Here is a 19,899-nt window from a genome sequence, read left to right as displayed (position 1 = left end):
ATGACTGAACAGATAACCGAGATCGATACCCTGGTGGTCGGCGCGGGGCAGGCGGGCGTCGCCATGAGCGAGCATCTGACCCGGCTGGATATCCCCCATCTGGTGCTGGAGAAACAGGGTATTGCCCAGGCCTGGCGCAGCGGGCGCTGGGATTCGCTGGTGGCCAACGGCCCGGCCTGGCACGATCGGTTTCCGGGGATGGTGTTCCCTGACTGCCCGCCGGACAGCTTTGTCGGCAAAGAGCAGGTTGCGGACTATTTTGCCGCCTATGCCCGCAGCTTCAATGCGCCGATCCGTACCGGGGTGGAGGTGTACAGCGCCGAACGCCTCGCCGGGCGGCCGGGCTTTCGTGTCGACACCTCCGAGGGGGTGATTGAGGCGCAGCGGATCGTGGCGGCTACCGGACCCTTTCAGCGCCCGGCGATCCCGGCCATCGCCCCGCAGAGTGAGGCTATTCAACAGCTTCACTCGGCGCACTATTTTAATCCGCAGCAGCTGCCGGAGGGCGGCGTGCTGGTGGTGGGGGCCGGATCCTCCGGCGTGCAGATTGCCGATGAGCTACAGCGTGCCGGACGCGCGGTGTGGCTGTCGGTGGGGGCGCACGACCGACCGCCGCGTCGCTATCGCCAGCGCGATTTTTGCTGGTGGCTCGGCGTGCTGGGGATGTGGGACGCCGCGGCCAATGCACCGGGGAAAGAGCATGTCACTATCGCGGTGAGCGGCGCGCGCGGCGGACATACCGTCGATTTTCGCCAGCTGGCGCATCAGGGGGTCACCCTGGTGGGGCAGACTCGCGGCTTTGACGGCGCCAGGGCGCTGTTCCACCCCGACCTGGCGGAGAATATCCGCCGCGGCGATGCCTCCTATCTTGCGCTGCTCGACGCCGCCGACGACTGGGTCGCGCGCAACGGTTTGGATCTGCCCGAAGAGCCCTCCGCCCGTGACTTTCTGCCCGACCCGGCCTGCGTCAGCGACCCGCTGCTTAGCCTCGACCTGGCCGAGGCCGGGATCAGCGCCATCATCTGGGCGACCGGGTATACCACCGATTATCGCTGGCTGAAGGTCAACGCCTTCGATGACGCGCAGCGGCCGCAGCATCACCGCGGCGTGTCGACGGAGCCGGGGGTCTATTTCCTCGGCCTGCCGTGGCTGTCGCGGCGCGGGTCCACCTTTATCTGGGGCGTCTGGCACGATGCCAAATATATTGCCGACCAGATCGCCATTCAGCGCCAGTATCAGCGCTACCAGCCGTCCTGATAACCGATTCCTGAAGGAGTGCTTTGATGCCAACCCATACCCGTATTCGCATGTTTAACACCAAAGAGACCTACCCAAACCAGGCGCTGAATAACGATCTGTGCCAGGCGGTGCGGGCGGGGAATACCGTCTACGTTCGCGGCCAGGTCGGCACCGATTTCGCCGGCAACCTGATCGGCCTCGGCGACCCGCGGGCCCAGGCGGAGCAGGCGATGAAGAATGTCGAACAGCTGCTGAAAGAGGCCGGCAGCGACCTCTCGCATATCGTCAAGACCACCACTTATCTGATCGATCCCCGCTATCGCGAGCCGGTCTATCAGGAGGTGGGCAAATGGTTGAAAGGGGTCTTCCCCATCTCCACCGGGGTGGTGGTGTCGGCCCTGGCGCAGCCGCAGTGGCTGATGGAGATTGACGTCACGGCGGTGATCCCCGACGACTGGCAGGGGGAGGCGACAGAATGACCCTCTCCCTTACCGCCCGCTGCCCGGAAACGGGTCAGTTGGGCATCGCCATTAGTTCATCGAGCATGGCCGTCGGGTCGCGCTGTCCATGGCTGCTGCCCGGCGTGGGGGCGGTTTCCAGCCAGAATATTACCCTGCCGTCGCTGGGGCCGCAGATCCTCAGCGCGATCGAGGCGGGGGCCAGCGTTGAGCAGGCCATGAAACAGGCTCTGGCGGAGGATCGCTTCCGCGAATATCGCCAGGTCGCGGCGATTGACGCCAACGGCGACACAGCGGTGTTCAGCGGGGAGTTCACCCTCGGGATCGGCGGCGCCCTGGCGGGGGATAACTGCGTGGCGGCGGGCAATATGCTGGCCAGTCAGGGCGTGATCGCCGCGATGGTGGGCGCCTTTGAGGCCGCCACCGGTGAGCTGGCCAGCCGGCTGCTGGCCGGGCTGCGCGCCGGGATCGTCGCCGGGGGCGAGGCCGGCCCGGTCCACTCGGCGGCGGTGAAGGTGGTGGATGATTACCCGTGGCCGGTGGTCGACCTGCGCATTGACTGGGCGGAGGCGGATCCGCTGGCGGCCCTTGAGCAGCTGTGGCTGGCGTGGGAGCCGCAAATGGAGGCCTATATTACCCGGGCGCTCGACCCGCGCGAGGCGCCGGCCTATGGCGTGCCTGGCGATGAATAACACGCCGGGAGCGATCCTTGCCGCGCTGCTGGCCTTTGATACCACCAGCCGCCATTCGAACCTGGCGATGATCGACTGGATCGCCGATTTTCTCGCCGCCCGCGGCGTGGCGTCCCGCCGCTTTTATGACCCGTCGGGCGGTAAGGCCAATCTCTACGCCCGGCTGGGGCCGTCCGGCGGCGGCGGGGTGATGCTCTCGGGCCACACCGACGTGGTCCCGGTGGACGGGCAGGACTGGAGCGTGCCGCCGTTTAGCCTGACCGAGCGCGATGGCCGCTACTACGGCCGCGGCAGCGCCGATATGAAGGGCTTTCTCGCCTGCGTGCTGGCGGCAGTGGATGACTTTCTGGCGGCGCCGCTGCGGATGCCATTGCATCTGGCCTTCTCCTATGATGAAGAGGTCGGCTGTCTCGGCGTGCGTAGCCTGGCGGCGTTTCTGCAGGCCTCGCCGGAGAAACCGGCGCTGTGCCTCATCGGCGAGCCGACGGAGATGCAGCCGGTGTTCGGTCATAAAGGCAAACTGGCCATGCGCTGCTGCATCGAGGGCCAGGCCTGCCATTCGGCCTATGCCCCACAGGGCGTGAACGCCATCCGCTACGCGGCCAGGCTGATTAACCGCCTGGATCGGCTGGGCGCGGGTCTGGCCCGGCAGCAGGACAGCCGCTTCTCGCCGCCCTTCAGCACCCTGCAGGTGGGCACCATTCAGGGCGGCGCCGCGCTGAACATCGTCCCGCAGTCCTGCCGCTTTGATTTTGAGATCCGCTACCTGCCGGGGATGCGTCCCGAAGCGGTCACCGAGGCGCTGGCGGCCTACGCCCGCCGCCGGCTGCTGCCGGAGATGCGCCGGGTCGGCGGTGAGAGCGACATCCAGTTTCAGCTATTGAGCCACTACCCGCCGCTGCTCAGCGATCCGCAGTCCGACTTCGCCCGCTGGCTGGCGCAGTGGTGCGGCAGCGATCGGTTTTCCACCGTGGCGTTCGGCACCGAAGGGGGGCTGTTCGATGAGATGGGCGTCGCGACCCTGGTCTGCGGGCCGGGCAGCATGGCCCAGGGCCATAAGGCCGATGAGTACGTCAGCATCGACCAGACCGAACGCTGTATGACGATGCTGGGCCAGCTGTGCGCCTGGATGCGCGCCGAGCCCGCAGAACCGCTTACCTGATCCACCCACACAGGAACTCAAGCGATGCACAATCAACACTCTCCCCATATCGATCAAGCGACTGTCGACCGCTGGCAGGCGGATGGCGTGGTATTACTGAAGGGCGTTTTTACCCCCTGGGTTGAGCGCCTCGCCGAGGGGGTCACGGCGCTGATGGCCAGCCCCAGCGAATATGGTCATGCGCGCACGGTGATCCCCAAAGATGGCTCGCCGCCTTTCTTTCAGGATTACTGTAACTGGTCGCGGATCCCGGCGTTTAGCGAGTTTGTCTTCCAGTCGGCGGCCGCGGAGATCGCCGCGGCGCTGATGCAGTCGCAGACGGCGAAATTTTTCCATGAGCATACGCTGGTCAAACCCGCCGGAGGCAGCACGGTCACCCCCTGGCATCATGATCAGCCGTACTATTGCGTCTCCGGCCGGCAGAACGTCAGCTTCTGGATCCCGCTGGACCCGGTAGCGGAGGCCACCTCGCTGCGCTGCATTCGCGGGTCGCATCGCTGGGAGGCGGAGTACAGTCCCACCCGCTTCAATGGCACAAAGCTCTACGAACACACCCGGTTCAGCGCGCTGCCGGATATCGACGCCCATGAGGATGAGTACGATATCGTCAGCTGGGCGCTGGAGCCGGGGGACGCGGTGGCCTTCCATTTTCGCACCGTCCATGGCGCCCGCGGCAACCCCGGGGCGCGGGCGCGACGGGTCTTCTCCGCCCGCTGGGTGGGGGATGACGCCGCGTTTGCCGACCGCGGCGGCGTGACCTCGCCGCCGTTCCCCGAACTGACTCTGCGGGACGGCGACCCGCTGGATTCGCCACTGTTCCCCCAGGTCTGGCCACCGGCGTAAGCGGCTGCGGACGGGATCTGCTATGATCCCGCCTTTCGTTGTCTGGAGCCTGTCGATGTTCAATGACGCCATTGTTTATGACCGCTACGGGCCGCCGGCCGCGGTGCTATCGCTGAAACGCACCCCGCTGGCGCCGCTGGCCGGCGGACGGGTGCGGGTCAGGATGCGCTATGCCCCGGTGAATCCCTCAGATCTGATCCCCATTACCGGCGCCTATCGCCACCGTACCCGACTGCCGGCCGTGCCCGGCTACGAAGGCCTTGGCGAGGTGGTCGCCGCGCCGTTCGGCAGCCGACTGACCGCGGGCCAGCGGGTGCTGCCCCTGCGCGGGGGCGGCACCTGGCAGCGGTTTATCGATCTGGATGAGACCTGGCTGGTGCCGGTTCCCGCGGCGGTGGACGATCTGCTGGCCGCCCGCGGGTATATCAATCCGCTGACCGCGATGCTGATGCTCAGACGCTGGCCGGTTGCCGGGAAACAGATCGTGCTGACCGCCGCCGCCTCCTCTTGCGCCAGCCTGCTGGGGCAGTGGGCGCTGGCCATGGGCGCCCGTTCGGTAAGCGGGATTATTCGCTCGCCGCAGCATCGGGCGCGTCTGGAGCAGGCCGGGATCTATCCGATCCTCGAGGCCGACCGGGCGCTGGTGGAGAAGGTCAGCCAGCACAGCGATCTGGTGTTTGACGCGGTGGGCGGGGAGCTGGGGAACACGCTGTTGTCGGTGCTGCCCGCGTCGTCGACCCTGATCTCCTATGGCTTATTATCCGGACGACCGCTGATCCAGACGCGCGCCAGCGCGGCGGTGCGCAAGTTTCATCTGCGGGAGGCGCTGCCTGGCCTCAGCGTGGCGGCATGGCGGGCGGCTTTCGACGAAATCTGGCAACGGCTGCCGACGACCACGCAACCGCCGGCCCGGCGGGTGGCGTTGAACGACTGGCGGGAAGCGATTGCCGCCGCCGGCCAGCCGGGAAGAGGCGGTAAAATCCTGCTCGATTTCACCGTGGGTTAAGATTACTGTTTCTTCCCGCCGAGGGTCGGCGTTTCGTCAAAGAAGTTCCATGGCTTCAGCAGGGCGTGCGCCCATTCGGTTGGCATGATCGGCCACTCTTCAGCCCGCGCCACGTGGGTGGTGCCGGTGGTGATCCACACCACGTCATCCTGGTGCGTCAGCGACTCATCGTCCTTCGCATACTGGCCTAACCCGGTATCGTGAGCGGAGCGGTTGGGGTATTTGCCTTCCGGATAGCGTTCGCTCGGGTGGTAGCGCGTCACCCACAGCTGTTTATCCATAAAGCTCAGACGATGGTAGATCCACTCGTCCGGGGCGAATTTGGCGCCGGTCGCCGCCGGATGGGTGCCGCCGGCGTAAGGGATGATCTGGTAAGAGACCGGGTTGCCCATGCGGTTCTCTTTGCTGGTGTTGCTCAGCAGGCGAATCGTGCCCGGGTCGAATTTCTGCGCCGCTTTCTGTTCGCTGTCGATCGTGTACTGATTCACCTGCATGGTGCTGGTGCGCGGGCCGCCGGCGGTGTTGGGCTTCACTTCCGGGTCCATCGCCACCAGGGTGTTGTTTTCGCCGTCCACGTCGAGGTCGAGGCGGAAGTTATAGATATGCTGGTGGGTGGTGCCGACAATATTATGGTCGATCAGCGTTCCGTAGCGGGTATCCTCTTTGGCGCTGGGGTCGTGCATGGTCTTCGCCAGCACGCCTTTCACCGCCTCAATCCCGGTGGCGCCGGCGTCGATACCGATGGTGCCGTTGTCGTGGAATACCCAGTCAAAGATATAGTCGTAGTTGCCGACGGTGCTGATCCAGCGCACCACCAGCTCCCGGCGCTCGGTACTGACGTTGGGCTTGCCCATCTCCAGGTGCTTATATTCCGGCCCGGCGTAGCGCTCGAAGATGGCGACAGCGTGCGGGATGGTGGTCGGCGCGCCGGTGTAGTCGGCGATGGTTTCATCCAGCAGCACCGCATTCGACGGCGCGTCTTTGCCGCGTACAATCGGCGAGGTCAGGGTGCCCATGCCGTAATCGCCGGAGTCCAGATAGGCTTTGAAATACCAGCCGACGTCCGGGTCGCCGTAGGGGACGATCATCCCGCCGAGGGAACCTTCATACATCACCTGGCGTTTTTTGCCGTTATCGTTGTAGGTCACCGTCGAGAGGATGGGCCCGACGCGCGAGTTAAGACGCAGGTGGAAATCCCAGTTCCGCCAGTGAATGGTATCCCCGGTAATGGTGTAGTTTTTGCCTTCCGGTTCAGTAATATCCAGCGGTTTCACCGCCGGGGCGTTGCGGTCCCGGCCATCATACGGCCGCGGTTCCATCGGCACCGGGATCACCGGGCCTTCCTCGATTTTGATGATTTTCTTCGCTTCCAGGTCGACCACCGCCACCAGGTTTTCAATCGGGTGCGCCCAGTAGTTGCCGTCGCCGGTATCGAGATAGCTGACCACCTTCAGCAGGCGCGCATCCTGCTGCAGACCATCTTTGCCATCGAAGTAGCCAACGGTGAGCGGGGTGGTGACCACTTTTCCAGGATCGGTAATCCCGTGCTTTTTCAGCACCGTCGCGAATTCACTGCTGGCGTTGATGATGTTTTGCACGCTGGCGAAATCATCGAGCAGCACCATGCCGTGGGCGCCTTTGATCGGCGTCCATGAGAGGATTTTTTTGTGTTGCAGATCGACCACGGCCTCCATCACCTGTTTGCCATCCAGCATCACCACATCGGCAGTGCGCGGCGCATCCACTGGCGTACCCTGCAGGGCGAAGGCCCATACCGCCGCTTTATCCGGCTCATGCAGGGAAATTTCGCTAAACCGGGTATTAGGCTGGAATTCCGGCGCGGCTTTGACAATGGTCACCGCGTCGCTGATTTCCGCCGCCGAGAGCGAGTTTAATGGGTGAGGGCGCTTTTCCACCTGGAAGGTCTGGTCGAGACCGGACTGGAACACGTCGTTGATAAAGGTATCGGAGACCCAGGCTTTACCGTCCTTCATCACCACCGGCACCGGCAGATCAAGGGTTTTGCCGTTGACGATCGCGGTTTTAGCGCCGGGCTTCACTTTGACGTAAGCGCCGTCTTTTATCAGGGTAAACATTTGCGCATAGTCGTCCCACTGCACGTCAGCGCCAAACGCCTCCAGCGTTTTATCCAGTGGCACCATGTGCGCCTCGCTGCCGTGAGCGAAGACCGGGGATTGCCAGGCGCAAACCACCGCCACGGCCAGCGCCAGCGCGGTTTTACGAGGGGAAAATTTCAAGCCGTTTGCCATGATGACCTCATCTTATTGTTGTGTTGTCTTTTGCCGCTGCGAATGTCGGCTTTGTCACCCTTAAGCTACCAGCCCGCGGCGCCGGGGCGTTTGTTTGCTCTTGCCAGGTTATTTGTCAGGTTTGCCAGACGGACGTAAAAAATGCCTCCGCAGAGGCATGGAGCACGTGCGCCGATTTTATTGCCGGGTGGCGGCTGCGCCTTACCCGGCATACCTGTCCGGGTCTGACTGCCAGTAGGCCCGCGCAAACTACGCTGAAGCCACAAATAACATAAAGGACTTCCCGCGGCGAAACCGTTGCACACCGCTTGCAGTCTCAATGGCTCAAGGTTCGGCCAACAGATTCCGCCATTACGCCGGGAAATCCCCCTGCTGGCGCGCCACCAGGGTCAGAATGGAATACAGCGCCACCGCCTGCTGGTGCTGGTTGAAAATCTCCACCGCCCATTCCACCACGCCGGTAGCTTTCTCCTCGGCGCTACGCTGACGTTTAACGGTTTTCCGCTTACAGGTCAGACGCACCTGGATGGTGTCTCCCGGCTTGACCGGTTCAATAAAGCGCAGGTTTTCCATGCCGTAATTGGCGATAACCGGCCCGACGCCGGCATCGACAAACAGACCGGCCGCCGCGGAGATCAGGAAATAACCGTGGACCACGCGCTCGCCGAAAATCGAGTCGGCGGCGGCGATTTTGTCCATGTGGGCGTAGAAATGGTCGCCGCTCAGACAGGCGAAGTTAACGATATCCGCTTCGGTCAGGGTCCGCCGCGGGGTCAGCAAACTGTCGCCGGGCTGGATCTCTTCGAAATATTTGCGGAACGGGTGAATGCGGTCTTCGCTCACCTGGGCGCCGCGCACCCACTGCTGGCCAATGGTCGCCAGCATCGTCGGGCTGCCCTGGACGGCGGTGCGCTGCATATAGTGTTTCACCGAACGCAGTCCGCCGAGCTCTTCGCCGCCGCCGGCGCGGCCGGGGCCGCCGTGCACCAGCTGCGGCAGCGGCGAACCGTGGCCGGTTGACTCGACCGAGGACGCCTCGTTCAGTATCTGAATACGGCCATGGGCGCGGGCGGCGCCGAGGATAAACTCGCGCGCCAGTTCGCCGCTGGCGGTGACCAGCGTTCCCGCCAGGCTACCGCCGCCGGCACGAGCCAGCGCCAGGGCATGCTGGCGATCCTGGTAGGGCATCAGGGTCGCCACCGGACCAAAGGCTTCAATGGCGTGAACCGCCGGGGTTTCATCCGGCTGCGCGCAGTAGAGCAGCGTCGGCGGGAAAAAGGCCCCGGCCGCGCTGAGGTCCGCCTGTCCGCCAAGCAGCGCTTCGCAGCCGGCGGCAATCAGTTTATTGACGCTCTCCTGAACGTCCTGACGCTGCTCGTGATTAACCAGCGCCCCCATCTTAATCCCTTCCTGCGCCGGGTCGCCGACGGTCACTTTATGCAGGCGGGCGATCAGCGCATCGCTAACCGCATTGATCTGCGCCAACGGGACGATGATGCGGCGGATAGCGGTACATTTTTGCCCGGCTTTCGCCGTCATCTCGCGGACCACTTCCCGGATAAACAGCGCGAACTCCGGCTGCTCCGGCTTGACGTCTTCGCCTAACACACAGCAGTTGAGCGAATCCGCTTCCATGGTAAAGGGAATCGATTTGGCCACCAGGTTGGGGTGCGACCGCAGCAGCTGGCCGGTGGCGGCTGAGCCGGTAAAGGTCACCACGTCCTGGCTGTCGAGATGGTCGAGAAGATCGCCCGCGCCGCCGCAAATCAGGCTGATGGCGCCTTCCGGCACCAGGCCGCTGTCGACAATCGCCTTCACCATGGCCTGGGTGAGCTGGGCGGTGGCGGTGGCCGGTTTAACGATCGCCGGCATGCCGGCCAGCCAGGTGGGGGCCAGTTTTTCCAGCATTCCCCAGCAGGGGAAGTTGAAGGCGTTGATATGCACAGCGACGCCTGATTTTGAGGTCAGCACGTGACGCGCGGCAAAACCGCCCTGTTTAGAGAGCGGGATCAGCTCGTCTTCCGGCCACAGGATATCGTCCGGCAGTTCGCGACTACCGAGCCCGGCATAGGTGAAAAGGGTGCCGATGCCGCCTTCGATATCCACCCAGCTGTCGGCGCGGGTGGCGCCGGTTTGCGCGGAAATCGCGTAGAACTGGTCTTTCTGCTCCAGCAGATGTTTCGCTACCGCTTTTAACATCGTGCTGCGTTCAATAAAGGTCATGGCTTGCAGAGCCTGACCGCCGCGCTCAATTGCGAAGCGGCGCGCCTGCGCCATATCCAGGCCTTCGCTGGTCACCTCCCACAGCGCCGCGCCGGTGATGGCGTGATGGATAGTACGGGCGCGGCCCCGGCCGGTCTGCCAGGCGCCGGATAAGTAGCTGGCTAACTGCTGCATCGCGAATCTCCAAATATGTTACGTGGAATGTCTATAAATAGTTCTTTTATGAATCATAAAATGCAAGCTCGTATTTAATAAATTATTAACATTGTGATCGCGATGACGTTATGTTTTCGGCCTAATTAACTGTATTTGTTGAGGTTTACAAAAGGTTTTGCGGAGGCTATCACAAAAAGAGTAAACAAAATTTGTGGTTTTCTTTAACCAATATGTAACCTTCAATAAACAAAGTGATTCACATAAACGGTTATGATGTGAATATCGGAATCATAAAGGTGATGACGTGACAGAAGAACAACGCTTTGACCAGCGCATCGCGCAGGAAACGGCCATCGAACCGCAGGACTGGATGCCGGATGCCTATCGTAAAACCCTGATCCGTCAGATTGGTCAGCATGCGCACTCGGAAATCGTCGGCATGCTGCCGGAAGGCAACTGGATCACCCGGGCGCCCACTCTGCGCCGCAAAGCGATCCTGCTGGCTAAAGTGCAGGATGAGGCCGGCCACGGGCTGTATCTCTATAGCGCCGCGGAAACCCTCGGCTGCGCGCGGGAAGATCTGTATCAGAAGATGCTCGACGGGCAGATGAAATACTCCTCCATTTTTAACTACCCGACGCTGAGCTGGGCCGATATCGGCGTGATCGGCTGGCTGGTCGATGGCGCGGCCATCGTCAACCAGGTGGCGCTGTGCCGGACGTCCTACGGCCCCTATGCCCGGGCGATGGTCAAAATCTGCAAAGAAGAGAGCTTTCACCAGCGCCAGGGATTCGAAGCCTGCATGGCGCTGGCGCAGGGTAATGACGCCCAGCGGCAGATGCTGCAGGACGCCATTAACCGCTTCTGGTGGCCGGCGCTGATGATGTTTGGCCCCAACGACGACAACTCGCCGAACAGCGCCCGCAGCATGGCGTGGAAAATCAAACTGCACTCCAACGACGAGCTGCGTCAACGCTTCGTCGACAACACCGTGCCGCAGGTGGAGATCCTCGGCATGACCGTCCCGGACCCGGAGTTGCACTTTGATGAAGCCAGCGGCCACTACCGCTTCGGCGAGATCGACTGGCAGGAGTTTAACGAGGTGATTAGCGGCCGTGGCGTGTGCAACCACGAGCGGCTGGCCGCCAAGCGTAAGGCCTGGGAAGAGGGCGAGTGGGTTCGCGAAGCCGCGCTGGCCCATGCGCAAAAACAGCAGGCCCGCAGCGCGGCATAAGGAGAGACAACATGAGCAAAGTTTACTGGCCGTTATATGAAGTGTTCGTTCGCAGCAAACAGGGGCTTTCCCATCGTCACGTCGGCAGCCTGCATGCCGCCGACGATCAAATGGCGCTGGAGAACGCCCGCGACGCCTACACCCGCCGCAGCGAAGGCTGCTCCATTTGGGTGGTGAAGGCCAGCGAAATCGTCGCCTCGCAGCCGGAAGCGCGCGGCGAATTCTTCGACCCGGCGGAAAGCAAAGTCTACCGTCATCCGACCTTCTATACCGTGCCGGACGGCATGGAACACATGTGAGGCGGCGATGAATAACCCCAATCCTGTAGCCACCTACGCTCTGCGTCTTGGCGACAACGGCCTGGTGCTGGCCCAGCGCTTAGGCGCCTGGTGCGGCCATGCCCCGGAGCTGGAGATCGATCTCGCATTGGCCAATATCGGCCTCGATCTGCTTGGCCAGGCGCGCAACTTTTTGAGCTATGCCGCCGAGCTTAACGGCTGCGGCGATGAAGATACCCTGGCCTTTGGCCGCGATGAGCGCCAGTTCAGCAACCTGCTGCTGGTGGAGCAGCCGAACGGCAATTTTGCCGACACCATCGCCCGCCAGTTCTTTATCGACGTCTGGCACGTCGCCCTGTACAGCCGGCTGGTGAACAGCCGCGACGCGCAGCTGGCGGCCATTGCCGCCAAAGGGCTGAAAGAGGTGCGCTACCACCAGCGCTTCAGCCGCGGCTGGCTGGAGCGTCTTGGTCACGGCACCGAGGTTTCAAATCGCAAAATGCAGCAGGCGGTCGACAATCTGTGGCGCTTTACCGGCGAACTGTTCCTTGCCGATGACCTGGAGCTCAGCCTGGCCGGGGAGGGCATTGCGGTTGATCCGCGCGAGCTTCAGGCCGAATGGCAAAGCACCGTACATACCGCGCTGCTTGACTCAGGCTTATCGGTCCCGCAGGAAGCGGCCTTTCGCAGCGGCGGCAAACAGGGGCTGCACAGTGAACATCTCGGCCCGCTGCTGGCGGAGATGCAATATCTGCAGCGTTCCCATCCCGGCCTGCAGTGGTAAGGGAGGGGACGATGCAACGTTTAGATGACATCGCTCCCGCCGAGGTGCGCGCCATCTGGGGAGTGTTAAGCGCGATCCCGGATCCGGAAGTGCCGGTACTCACCATCACCGATCTCGGCATGGTGCGTAGCGTCGCGCGGCACGGCGACGGGTGGGTGATTGGCTTTACCCCGACTTATTCAGGGTGCCCGGCGACGGAGCATCTGCTGAGCGAGATCCGCGCGGTGATGAGCGAGCATGGTTATCTGCCGGTCCACATCGTCCTGCAGCTGGACCCGCCGTGGACCACCGACTGGATGAGCCAGGAGGCCCGCGAGCGCCTGCGCCAGTACGGCATCAGCCCGCCGCAGGGGCACGCCTGCCACGCGGAAATGCCCGCCGAGGTGAGCTGTCCGCGCTGCGGCAGCACCCGCACCTCGCTGATTAGCGAATTCGGTTCCACGGCCTGCAAAGCGCTCTATCGCTGCGACAGCTGCCGGGAACCCTTTGATTACTTTAAATGTATTTGAGGTTGCCATGACGACGTTCCATGCGCTTAAGGTCGCGAGAGTCGAGCCGGAAACCCGCGATGCGGTGACCATTACGTTTGCGATTCCGCAAGCCCTGCAGGCGGAGTACTGCTTTCGTCCGGGCCAGCATCTGACGCTGAAAGCCCGACTGGGCGGTGAAGAGCTGCGCCGCTGTTACTCCATCTGCCGCAGCCCTACGCCGGGAGAGATCAGCGTCGCGGTCAAAGCCATCGACGGCGGGCGCTTCTCGCGCTTCGCCCAGCACGCTATCCAGCAGGGGATGGAGCTGGAGGTAATGGTGCCGCAAGGGCATTTCGGCTATCAGCCGCAGGCCGGACGGCAGGGCGACTATCTGGCGATCGCCGCCGGCTCCGGGATCACGCCGATGATGGCGATCGTTAGCGCCACCCTGGCCACCGAGCCGCACAGCCGCTTCACGCTGATCTACGGCAACCGCAGCAGCCACAGCATGATGTTCCGCCAGGCGCTGGCCGATTTAAAAGACCGCTATCCGCAGCGCCTGCAGGTGGTGCATCTGTTCAGCCAGGAGTCGATGGACAGCGATCTGCTGCAGGGGCGCATCGATGGCGACAAACTGCGCCAGCTCGCGGACCATCTGCTGGATTTCAGCCGTTTCGACGAGGCCTTTATCTGCGGCCCGGCGACAATGATGGATGAGGCGGAAACGACCCTGCGCGAGCTCGGCGTGCCGGAGCACGCCATTCATCTCGAACGCTTCAATACGCCGGGCGGCAGCGTTAAGCGCGCCGCCGGGGTGCAGGCGGAAGGGCGCACGGTAACCATCCGCCAGGACGGGCGCGATCGGCTGATCGCCCTCAGCGCCGAAGACGACAGCATTCTGGATGCCGCATTGCGCCAGGGGGCAGACCTGCCGTTTGCCTGCAAGGGCGGGGTGTGCGCCACCTGTAAATGCAAAGTGCTGCGCGGCGAAGTGGCGATGGCCGCCAACTATAGCCTCGAAGCGGATGAGCTGGCGGCGGGTTACGTGCTGAGCTGCCAGGCGCTGCCCACCAGCGGCGACGTGGTGGTCGACTTTGACGCGCGGGGGATGGCATGAGCGAGCTGATGATCCACCGCCATGGCCGGGTGCTGCAGCTGACGCTCAACCGTCCGCAGGCCCGCAACGCGCTGAACAATGCCTTATTAACCCGGATTGCCGAGGCGCTGGAGGCCGCGGCCGCTGATGACAACGTCAGCGTCTGCGTCATCAGCGGCAATCCGCGCTTCTTTGCCGCCGGAGCCGACCTGAACGAGATGGCGGAGAAAGATCTCCCGGCGACCCTGGATGATATCCGCCCGCGGCTGTGGGCGCGTATCGATGCCTTCCCCAAACCGCTGATCGCCTCGGTCAACGGTTACGCCCTCGGCGCGGGCTGCGAGCTGGCCCTGCTGTGCGACCTGATTGTCGCCGGGGACAACGCCCGCTTTGGCCTGCCGGAAATTACCCTCGGCATCATGCCGGGCGCTGGCGGCACCCAGCGGCTGATCCGCAGCGTTGGCAAGGCGCTGGCCAGCCGGATGGTGCTGAGCGGCGAGAGTATTGACGCCCGTCAGGCGCAGCAGGCCGGGCTGGTGAGCGATATCCATCCGGCGGCGTTAACCGATGAATATGCCCTGCAACTGGCGACCACCATCGCCCGCCACGCACCGCTGGCGCTCCGGGCGGCGAAACAGTCGCTGCGCCTGTCGCAGGAGGTGAGCCTGCAGGCCGGTCTCCAGCAGGAGCGCCAGCTGTTCACCCTGCTGAGCGCCACCGAAGACCGCCGCGAAGGCATCGACGCCTTCTTACAAAAACGTACCCCGGACTTTAAAGGACGCTAATCGTGGAAGCTTTCATTTTCAGCGCAGTGGAACAGGGCGTCATGACCATTACCCTCAATCGCCCGGACCGCCTCAACAGTTTTAACGACCTGATGCATCAACAGCTGGCGGAATGCCTGAAGCAGGCCGAGCGCGACGACGGCGTGCGTTGCCTGCTGATCACCGGCGCCGGCCGCGGCTTTTGCGCCGGCCAGGATTTGAACGACCGCAACGTCGACCCCAGCGGCCCGCCGCCGGATCTCGGCCTGTCGGTGGAACGCTTTTACAACCCGTTAGTGCGTCGTCTGGCGGCGCTGCCGAAACCGGTGATTTGCGCGGTCAACGGCGTAGCCGCTGGCGCAGGGGCCACCCTGGCGCTGGGCTGCGATATCGTGCTGGCCGCGCGTTCGGCCAAGTTTGTGATGGCCTTCAGCAAGCTCGGGCTGGTGCCGGACTGCGGCGGCAGCTGGTTCCTGCCGCGGGTGGCCGGCCGCGCGCGCGCCATGGGGCTGGCGCTGCTGGGCGATAGCCTCAGCGCGGAACAGGCCGCGCAGTGGGGGATGATCTGGCAGCTGGTGGATGATGCCGAACTGGCGGACACCAGTCTGCAGCTGGCGCGCCATCTGGCGGCTCAGCCGACGTTGGGTCTTGGGTTGATTAAAAAGGCGCTGCTGGCGGCGGAAACCAACGGTCTCGACGCGCAGCTGGACCTGGAGCGCGATTATCAACGCCTCGCCGGGCGCAGCGATGATTACCGCGAAGGGGTCAGCGCATTTCTGGCCAAACGGCCACCACAGTTCAGCGGGAAATAGATGATGACGACATCCATAGCCAACGTGGCGGTGATCGGCAGCGGCACCATGGGGGCCGGCATCGCCGAAGTGGCGGCTGCCGCCGGGCATCCGGTGCTGATTTACGACATCGATCATCAGGCCATCGCCCGGGCGATAGAGGGTATTGCCAGGCGGCTCGCCTCACGGGTCGAGCGCGGCAAACTGGCGTCAGAGCAGGCCGACGCGCTGCTGGCACGCCTGCATCCAGCCCACGATTTAGCCGCGCTGGCCGACGCAGATTTAGTGATCGAAGCGGCCTCTGAACGCCTGGAGGTAAAAACGGCGCTGTTCGCGCAGCTGGCGACGATCTGCGCGCCGTCAACGTTGCTCACCAGCAACACCTCGTCGATTTCGATTACCGCCATCGCCGCCGGGGTAAAGCATCCCGAACGCGTCGCCGGGCTGCACTTCTTTAATCCGGCGCCGGTCATGAAGCTGGTGGAGGTCGTCAGCGGCCTGGCGACGTCTGCGGAAGTGGTGGAGCAGCTGTGCCAGTGCGTGAGCGGCTGGGGGAAACGGCCGGTACGCTGCCGCTCGACGCCCGGCTTTATCGTTAACCGCGTGGCGCGTCCATTCTACGCCGAAGCCTGGCGGGCGCTGGAGGAGCAGGTGGCCGCCCCGGAGGTTATCGATGCCGCTTTGCGTGACGGCGGCGGTTTCCCGATGGGGCCCCTGGCGCTGACGGACCTGATTGGCCAGGACGTCAACTTCGCCGTGACCTGCTCGGTATTTAACGCTTTCTGGCAGGACCGCCGCTACCTGCCATCGCTACTCCAGCAAGAGCTGGCTCTGGCCGGGCGGCTGGGCAAAAAGAGCGGCCATGGCGTCTATCGCTGGCCTGCGGAAGTCAGGACGGCGGTGACGCTGCCGCCGGTTGCCCATGGCGCCCAATCCGTCATCACTATAAGTGACAGTGTCACCGAGCTGGACGAGCTGCTGTTGCTGGAGACCGAAGGCGAGACTGCCCTGGCGCTGAGCGTTAAGCATCGCCGTCCGGTGGTGGTGTATGACCTGTGCGCCAGCGATACGGTGGTGCTGGCCGCAGCGGCGACCAACGCGCCGGCGGCGACGGACAAAGCGGTGCACTACTTCCAGCAGCAGGGCAAGAACGTGCTGCGTATCGCCGATTATCCCGGCCTGCTGGTGTGGCGCACGGTGGCGATGCTGATTAACGAAGCGCTGGATGCACTACAGAAAGGGGTGGCCAGCGCACAGGATATCGATACCGCCATGCGTCTGGGCGTCAATTACCCGCAGGGCCCGCTGGCGTGGGGGGACAGCCTCGGCTGGCGCCGCGTGCTGCGCCTGCTGGAGAACCTACACCACCATTATGGCGAGGAGCGCTATCGCCCCGGCTCCCTGTTGCGCCAGAAGGCGCTGATGGAGAAGCACCATGAGCAATGACGCCTGGCGCAACGCGCGCGCGATGTATGAAAAAGATACCTGCGCCAGAACGATGGGGATCGAACTCATCGAGATGGACGACGGTTTTGCGCAGATGACCATGACCGTCTCGCCGGACATGCTTAACGGCCATCAAACCTGCCACGGCGGTCAGCTATTTACCCTTGCCGATACCGCTTTCGCCTACGCCTGTAACAGCCAGGGGCTGGCGGCGGTGGCTTCGGCGGCCAGCATTGATTTTCTCCGCCCGGCGTTTGCCGGCGACCGGCTGGTCGCCACCGCCAGAGTCAAACAGCAGGGCAAGCTGACCGGGGTCTACGACATTGAAATTGTTAATCAACAGCAAAAAATTGTGGCCCTGTTTCGCGGCAAATCGCACCGCATCGGCGGCACAATCACAGGAGAAGTGTAATGCGCGAGGCCTTTATTTGTGACGGGATCCGCACGCCGATTGGCCGCTACGGCGGCGCGCTGGCCAGCGTGCGCGCCGACGACCTGGCGGCGATCCCGCTGCGTGCGCTGCTGAGCCGCAACCCCAGGCTTGACCCGACCGCGATCGATGATGTGATTTACGGCTGCGCGAATCAGGCGGGCGAAGATAACCGTAATGTGGCGCATATGGCGACGCTGCTGGCCGGCTACCCGCACACCGTGCCGGGTACCACCCTCAACCGCCTGTGCGGCTCCGGGCTGGACGCCGTCGGTTTTGCCGCCCGGGCGATCAAAGCCGGCGATGCCGATCTGCTGATCGCCGGCGGCGTGGAGTCGATGTCGCGCGCGCCGTTTGTGATGGGGAAGGCCAGCGCGCCGTATCAGCGTCAGGCGGAGCTGTTCGACACCACCATTGGCTGGCGTTTTGTGAACCCGCTCATGGCGCAACACTTCGGAACTGACAGCATGCCGGAAACCGCCGAGAATGTAGCCGAATTGTTAAATATCAGCCGCGCCGATCAGGATGCTTTCGCCTGGCGCAGCCAGCAGCGCACGGCGCAGGCCCAGCGCGACGGCATTCTGGCGCAGGAGATCGTGCCGGTGCAGGTTGTCGGCCGGAAAGGGGCGCTTAGCGACGTGCGCGAGGACGAGCATCCGCGACCGGAAACCACGCTTGAGCAGCTGGCGCAACTGAAAGCGCCGTTCCGTCAAGGCGGCGTCATTACCGCGGGCAATGCTTCCGGCGTCAACGACGGCGCCGCGGCGCTGATCATCGCCAGCGAACAGCAGGCCGCTAGCCAGGGGCTCACGCCGCGGGCGCGGATCGTGGCGATGGCGACGGCGGGCGTCGAGCCGCGCCTGATGGGGCTGGGGCCGGTACCGGCGGTGCGTAAAGTGCTGGAGCGGGCGGGGCTCAATATTAACGATATGGATCTGATTGAGCTGAATGAGGCCTTCGCCGCCCAGGCGCTGGGGGTGCTCAGACAGCTCGGCGTGCCGGACGATGCGGCGCATGTGAATCCCAACGGTGGCGCCATCGCTTTAGGCCATCCGCTGGGCATGAGCGGCGCGCGTCTGGCGCTGAGCGCCAGCCTTGAGCTGCAGCGCCGCGGCGGGCGCTATGCGTTGTGTACGATGTGTATTGGCGTGGGTCAGGGCATCGCCATGATCCTCGAGCGAGTGTGAGCTAATTTACCTGCGAGTACCCTACAATGATAACTACTACAAAATTAGATCCGATTGAAACCGCCTCGCGTGATGAGCTGCAGGCCCTGCAAACCCAGCGTCTGAAGTGGACGCTGAATCATGCGTATAACAATGTGCCAATGTATCGTCGTAAATTCGACGCCGCAGGCGTGCACCCTGACGACTTCCGCGAACTGAGCGACCTGACCAAATTCCCGTGCACCACCAAACAGGATCTGCGCGACAACTATCCCTTCGATACCTTCGCGGTGCCGATGGAGCAGGTGGTGCGCATTCATGCCTCATCCGGCACCACCGGCAAACCGACGGTGGTGGGTTATACGCAAAACGATATTGATAACTGGGCCAGTATCGTCGCCCGTTCGCTGCGCGCCGCCGGCGGCACGGCGAAAGATAAAATTCACGTCGCCTACGGCTACGGCCTGTTTACCGGCGGCCTTGGCGCGCACTACGGCGCGGAACGCTTAGGTGCGACGGTGATCCCGATGTCCGGCGGACAGACCGAAAAACAGGCGCAGCTGATCCGCGATTTCCAGCCGGATATGATCATGGTGACGCCCTCATACTGTCTGAATCTGATTGAAGAGCTGGAGCGCCAGATGGCCGGCGATGCCCGCGGCTGTTCATTACGCGTCGGCGTCTTTGGCGCCGAGCCGTGGACCCTGGCGATGCGCGCGGAGATCGAGCGCCGGCTGGGGATCACCGCCCTGGATATTTACGGTCTGTCAGAGGTGATGGGCCCGGGGGTGGCGATGGAGTGTCTGGAAACCGTTGACGGCCCGACCATCTGGGAAGACCACTTCTTCCCGGAAATCGTTAACCCGGACGACGGCACGCCGCTGGCCGATGGCGAACACGGCGAACTGCTGTTCACCACGCTGACCAAAGAGGCGCTGCCGGTGATCCGCTACCGTACCCGCGATCTGACGCGCCTGCTGCCGGGCACTGCGCGCACCATGCGCCGTATGGACCGCATCAGCGGACGCAGCGACGATATGCTGATCATCCGCGGGGTTAACGTCTTCCCGTCGCAGCTGGAAGAAGAGATCCTTAAGTTTGAACACCTGGCGCCGCACTACCAGCTGGAGGTGAATCGCCGCGGCCATCTCGATTCGCTGGCAGTGCGCGTGGAGCTGAAAGAGAGCGGGCTGGCGCTGAGTCACGAGCAGCGCTGCCAGATTTGTCACCAGCTGCGCCACCGCATTAAGTCGATGGTCGGGATCTCCACCGATATCACCATCGTCAACTGCGGCAGCATTCCGCGCTCTGAAGGCAAAGCCTGTCGCGTATTCGACCTGCGTAAAGCGGTGGTCAGCGGTTAATTCTCTCCCCGATAACCCGGCTGAGGC

The 19,899-nt window shown here is 63.5% G+C and carries 19 protein-coding genes; 17 read left to right on the top strand and 2 right to left on the bottom strand.

The window, feature by feature from the left end; translation table 11 throughout:
• From LGM20_RS14095 to LGM20_RS14070, 6 genes are read left to right on the top strand one after another with little or no spacing between them, the layout of a single operon-like run.
• Nucleotides 1-1,257 (top strand): flavin-containing monooxygenase, encoded by a 1,257-nt coding sequence (locus LGM20_RS14095; protein WP_044522611.1) that lies wholly within the window; start codon nt 1-3, stop codon nt 1,255-1,257.
• A gap of 26 nt (nt 1,258-1,283) precedes the next feature.
• Nucleotides 1,284-1,718, top strand: coding sequence for a RidA family protein (locus LGM20_RS14090; RefSeq protein ID WP_044522612.1), 435 nt, complete (start codon nt 1,284-1,286; stop codon nt 1,716-1,718).
• The gene (locus LGM20_RS14085) at nt 1,715-2,389 is read left to right on the top strand and encodes a DUF1028 domain-containing protein (protein WP_044522615.1); all 675 of its coding nucleotides are present in this window, start codon (nt 1,715-1,717) and stop codon (nt 2,387-2,389) included. Before LGM20_RS14090 ends, LGM20_RS14085 begins: the two co-directional genes overlap by 4 nt.
• Complete coding sequence (argE, locus tag LGM20_RS14080; protein WP_369818070.1) at nt 2,367-3,551, top strand: acetylornithine deacetylase; 1,185 nt, start codon at nt 2,367-2,369, stop codon at nt 3,549-3,551. The genes LGM20_RS14085 and argE overlap by 23 nt, the downstream gene beginning before the upstream one ends.
• 24 nt (nt 3,552-3,575) lie before the next feature.
• Nucleotides 3,576-4,394 (top strand): phytanoyl-CoA dioxygenase family protein, encoded by an 819-nt coding sequence (locus LGM20_RS14075; protein WP_044522619.1) that lies wholly within the window; start codon nt 3,576-3,578, stop codon nt 4,392-4,394.
• Nucleotides 4,395-4,416: 22 nt separating this feature from the next.
• The gene (locus LGM20_RS14070; protein WP_162543131.1) at nt 4,417-5,400 is read left to right on the top strand and encodes a zinc-dependent alcohol dehydrogenase family protein; all 984 of its coding nucleotides are present in this window, start codon (nt 4,417-4,419) and stop codon (nt 5,398-5,400) included.
• Nucleotides 5,401-5,402: 2 nt separating this feature from the next.
• On the opposite strand, the gene tynA is transcribed toward LGM20_RS14070, so the two are convergent.
• Both tynA and paaZ read right to left on the bottom strand, forming a co-directional pair.
• Nucleotides 5,403-7,670, bottom strand: a complete 2,268-nt coding sequence (gene tynA / locus LGM20_RS14065; protein WP_044522621.1) for a primary-amine oxidase — start codon at nt 7,668-7,670, stop codon at nt 5,403-5,405.
• A 351-nt stretch (nt 7,671-8,021) separates the two neighbouring features.
• Complete coding sequence (paaZ, locus tag LGM20_RS14060; RefSeq protein WP_044522622.1) at nt 8,022-10,067, bottom strand: phenylacetic acid degradation bifunctional protein PaaZ; 2,046 nt, start codon at nt 10,065-10,067, stop codon at nt 8,022-8,024.
• Between the two features lie 286 nt (nt 10,068-10,353).
• Here paaZ and paaA point away from each other — a divergent pair, with 286 nt between their 5' ends.
• The 11 genes from paaA to paaK are packed head-to-tail and all read left to right on the top strand — an operon-like array spanning nt 10,354 to nt 19,872.
• Nucleotides 10,354-11,283, top strand: coding sequence for a 1,2-phenylacetyl-CoA epoxidase subunit PaaA (gene paaA, locus LGM20_RS14055; RefSeq protein WP_032452647.1), 930 nt, complete (start codon nt 10,354-10,356; stop codon nt 11,281-11,283).
• 11 nt (nt 11,284-11,294) lie between these two features.
• On the top strand, nt 11,295-11,582 hold the full coding sequence (gene paaB, locus LGM20_RS14050; protein WP_023289451.1) for a 1,2-phenylacetyl-CoA epoxidase subunit PaaB: 288 nt from the start codon (nt 11,295-11,297) through the stop codon (nt 11,580-11,582).
• Nucleotides 11,583-11,589: 7 nt separating this feature from the next.
• Nucleotides 11,590-12,345, top strand: coding sequence for a 1,2-phenylacetyl-CoA epoxidase subunit PaaC (gene paaC / locus LGM20_RS14045; RefSeq protein ID WP_044522625.1), 756 nt, complete (start codon nt 11,590-11,592; stop codon nt 12,343-12,345).
• 11 nt (nt 12,346-12,356) lie between these two features.
• Entirely contained in the window at nt 12,357-12,854 is a 498-nt protein-coding gene (paaD, locus tag LGM20_RS14040) for a 1,2-phenylacetyl-CoA epoxidase subunit PaaD (RefSeq protein WP_023289453.1), read from the top strand.
• A 7-nt stretch (nt 12,855-12,861) separates the two neighbouring features.
• Nucleotides 12,862-13,932, top strand: coding sequence for a 1,2-phenylacetyl-CoA epoxidase subunit PaaE (gene paaE, locus LGM20_RS14035; RefSeq protein ID WP_044522626.1), 1,071 nt, complete (start codon nt 12,862-12,864; stop codon nt 13,930-13,932).
• On the top strand, nt 13,929-14,696 hold the full coding sequence (gene paaF / locus LGM20_RS14030; RefSeq protein ID WP_023289455.1) for a 2,3-dehydroadipyl-CoA hydratase PaaF: 768 nt from the start codon (nt 13,929-13,931) through the stop codon (nt 14,694-14,696). The genes paaE and paaF overlap by 4 nt, the downstream gene beginning before the upstream one ends.
• Before the next feature lie 2 nt (nt 14,697-14,698).
• Nucleotides 14,699-15,487: a 2-(1,2-epoxy-1,2-dihydrophenyl)acetyl-CoA isomerase PaaG gene (gene paaG / locus LGM20_RS14025; protein ID WP_044522627.1), complete on the top strand. Its 789-nt coding sequence runs from the start codon at nt 14,699-14,701 to the stop codon at nt 15,485-15,487.
• Nucleotides 15,488-16,912 carry a 3-hydroxyacyl-CoA dehydrogenase gene (locus tag LGM20_RS14020; protein WP_162823496.1) on the top strand — a complete coding sequence of 475 codons (1,425 nt, stop codon included), beginning with the start codon at nt 15,488-15,490 and terminating at the stop codon, nt 16,910-16,912.
• On the top strand, nt 16,902-17,324 hold the full coding sequence (gene paaI / locus LGM20_RS14015) for a hydroxyphenylacetyl-CoA thioesterase PaaI (RefSeq protein ID WP_023289458.1): 423 nt from the start codon (nt 16,902-16,904) through the stop codon (nt 17,322-17,324). The genes LGM20_RS14020 and paaI overlap by 11 nt, the downstream gene beginning before the upstream one ends.
• The gene (gene pcaF, locus LGM20_RS14010; RefSeq protein ID WP_044522629.1) at nt 17,324-18,529 is read left to right on the top strand and encodes a 3-oxoadipyl-CoA thiolase; all 1,206 of its coding nucleotides are present in this window, start codon (nt 17,324-17,326) and stop codon (nt 18,527-18,529) included. Before paaI ends, pcaF begins: the two co-directional genes overlap by 1 nt.
• Before the next feature lie 26 nt (nt 18,530-18,555).
• Nucleotides 18,556-19,872 (top strand): phenylacetate--CoA ligase PaaK, encoded by a 1,317-nt coding sequence (paaK, locus tag LGM20_RS14005; RefSeq protein ID WP_044522631.1) that lies wholly within the window; start codon nt 18,556-18,558, stop codon nt 19,870-19,872.
• Nucleotides 19,873-19,899 lie beyond the last annotated feature (27 nt).

The organism is Klebsiella quasipneumoniae subsp. quasipneumoniae, from assembly GCF_020525925.1.
In the GTDB taxonomy this organism is placed as follows: domain Bacteria; phylum Pseudomonadota; class Gammaproteobacteria; order Enterobacterales; family Enterobacteriaceae; genus Klebsiella; species Klebsiella quasipneumoniae.
The sequence above is the reverse complement of the archived record's forward strand: the minus strand, read 5'-3'. Positions and strand labels throughout refer to the sequence as shown.

What these genes read in the sequence shown, in the direction of transcription:
- LGM20_RS14095 (WP_044522611.1), top strand. Translation starts at nt 1, where the DNA reads ATGACTGAACAGATAACCGAGATCGATACCCTGGTGGTCGGCGCGGGG.
- LGM20_RS14090 (WP_044522612.1), top strand. Translation starts at nt 1,284, where the DNA reads ATGCCAACCCATACCCGTATTCGCATGTTTAACACCAAAGAGACCTAC.
- LGM20_RS14085 (WP_044522615.1), top strand. Translation starts at nt 1,715, where the DNA reads ATGACCCTCTCCCTTACCGCCCGCTGCCCGGAAACGGGTCAGTTGGGC.
- argE (WP_369818070.1), top strand. Translation starts at nt 2,367, where the DNA reads ATGGCGTGCCTGGCGATGAATAACACGCCGGGAGCGATCCTTGCCGCG.
- LGM20_RS14075 (WP_044522619.1), top strand. Translation starts at nt 3,576, where the DNA reads ATGCACAATCAACACTCTCCCCATATCGATCAAGCGACTGTCGACCGC.
- LGM20_RS14070 (WP_162543131.1), top strand. Translation starts at nt 4,417, where the DNA reads ATGATCCCGCCTTTCGTTGTCTGGAGCCTGTCGATGTTCAATGACGCC.
- tynA (WP_044522621.1), bottom strand. Translation starts at nt 7,670, where the DNA reads ATGGCAAACGGCTTGAAATTTTCCCCTCGTAAAACCGCGCTGGCGCTG.
- paaZ (WP_044522622.1), bottom strand. Translation starts at nt 10,067, where the DNA reads ATGCAGCAGTTAGCCAGCTACTTATCCGGCGCCTGGCAGACCGGCCGG.
- paaB (WP_023289451.1), top strand. Translation starts at nt 11,295, where the DNA reads ATGAGCAAAGTTTACTGGCCGTTATATGAAGTGTTCGTTCGCAGCAAA.
- paaC (WP_044522625.1), top strand. Translation starts at nt 11,590, where the DNA reads ATGAATAACCCCAATCCTGTAGCCACCTACGCTCTGCGTCTTGGCGAC.
- paaD (WP_023289453.1), top strand. Translation starts at nt 12,357, where the DNA reads ATGCAACGTTTAGATGACATCGCTCCCGCCGAGGTGCGCGCCATCTGG.
- paaE (WP_044522626.1), top strand. Translation starts at nt 12,862, where the DNA reads ATGACGACGTTCCATGCGCTTAAGGTCGCGAGAGTCGAGCCGGAAACC.
- paaF (WP_023289455.1), top strand. Translation starts at nt 13,929, where the DNA reads ATGAGCGAGCTGATGATCCACCGCCATGGCCGGGTGCTGCAGCTGACG.
- LGM20_RS14020 (WP_162823496.1), top strand. Translation starts at nt 15,488, where the DNA reads ATGATGACGACATCCATAGCCAACGTGGCGGTGATCGGCAGCGGCACC.
- paaI (WP_023289458.1), top strand. Translation starts at nt 16,902, where the DNA reads ATGAGCAATGACGCCTGGCGCAACGCGCGCGCGATGTATGAAAAAGAT.
- pcaF (WP_044522629.1), top strand. Translation starts at nt 17,324, where the DNA reads ATGCGCGAGGCCTTTATTTGTGACGGGATCCGCACGCCGATTGGCCGC.
- paaK (WP_044522631.1), top strand. Translation starts at nt 18,556, where the DNA reads ATGATAACTACTACAAAATTAGATCCGATTGAAACCGCCTCGCGTGAT.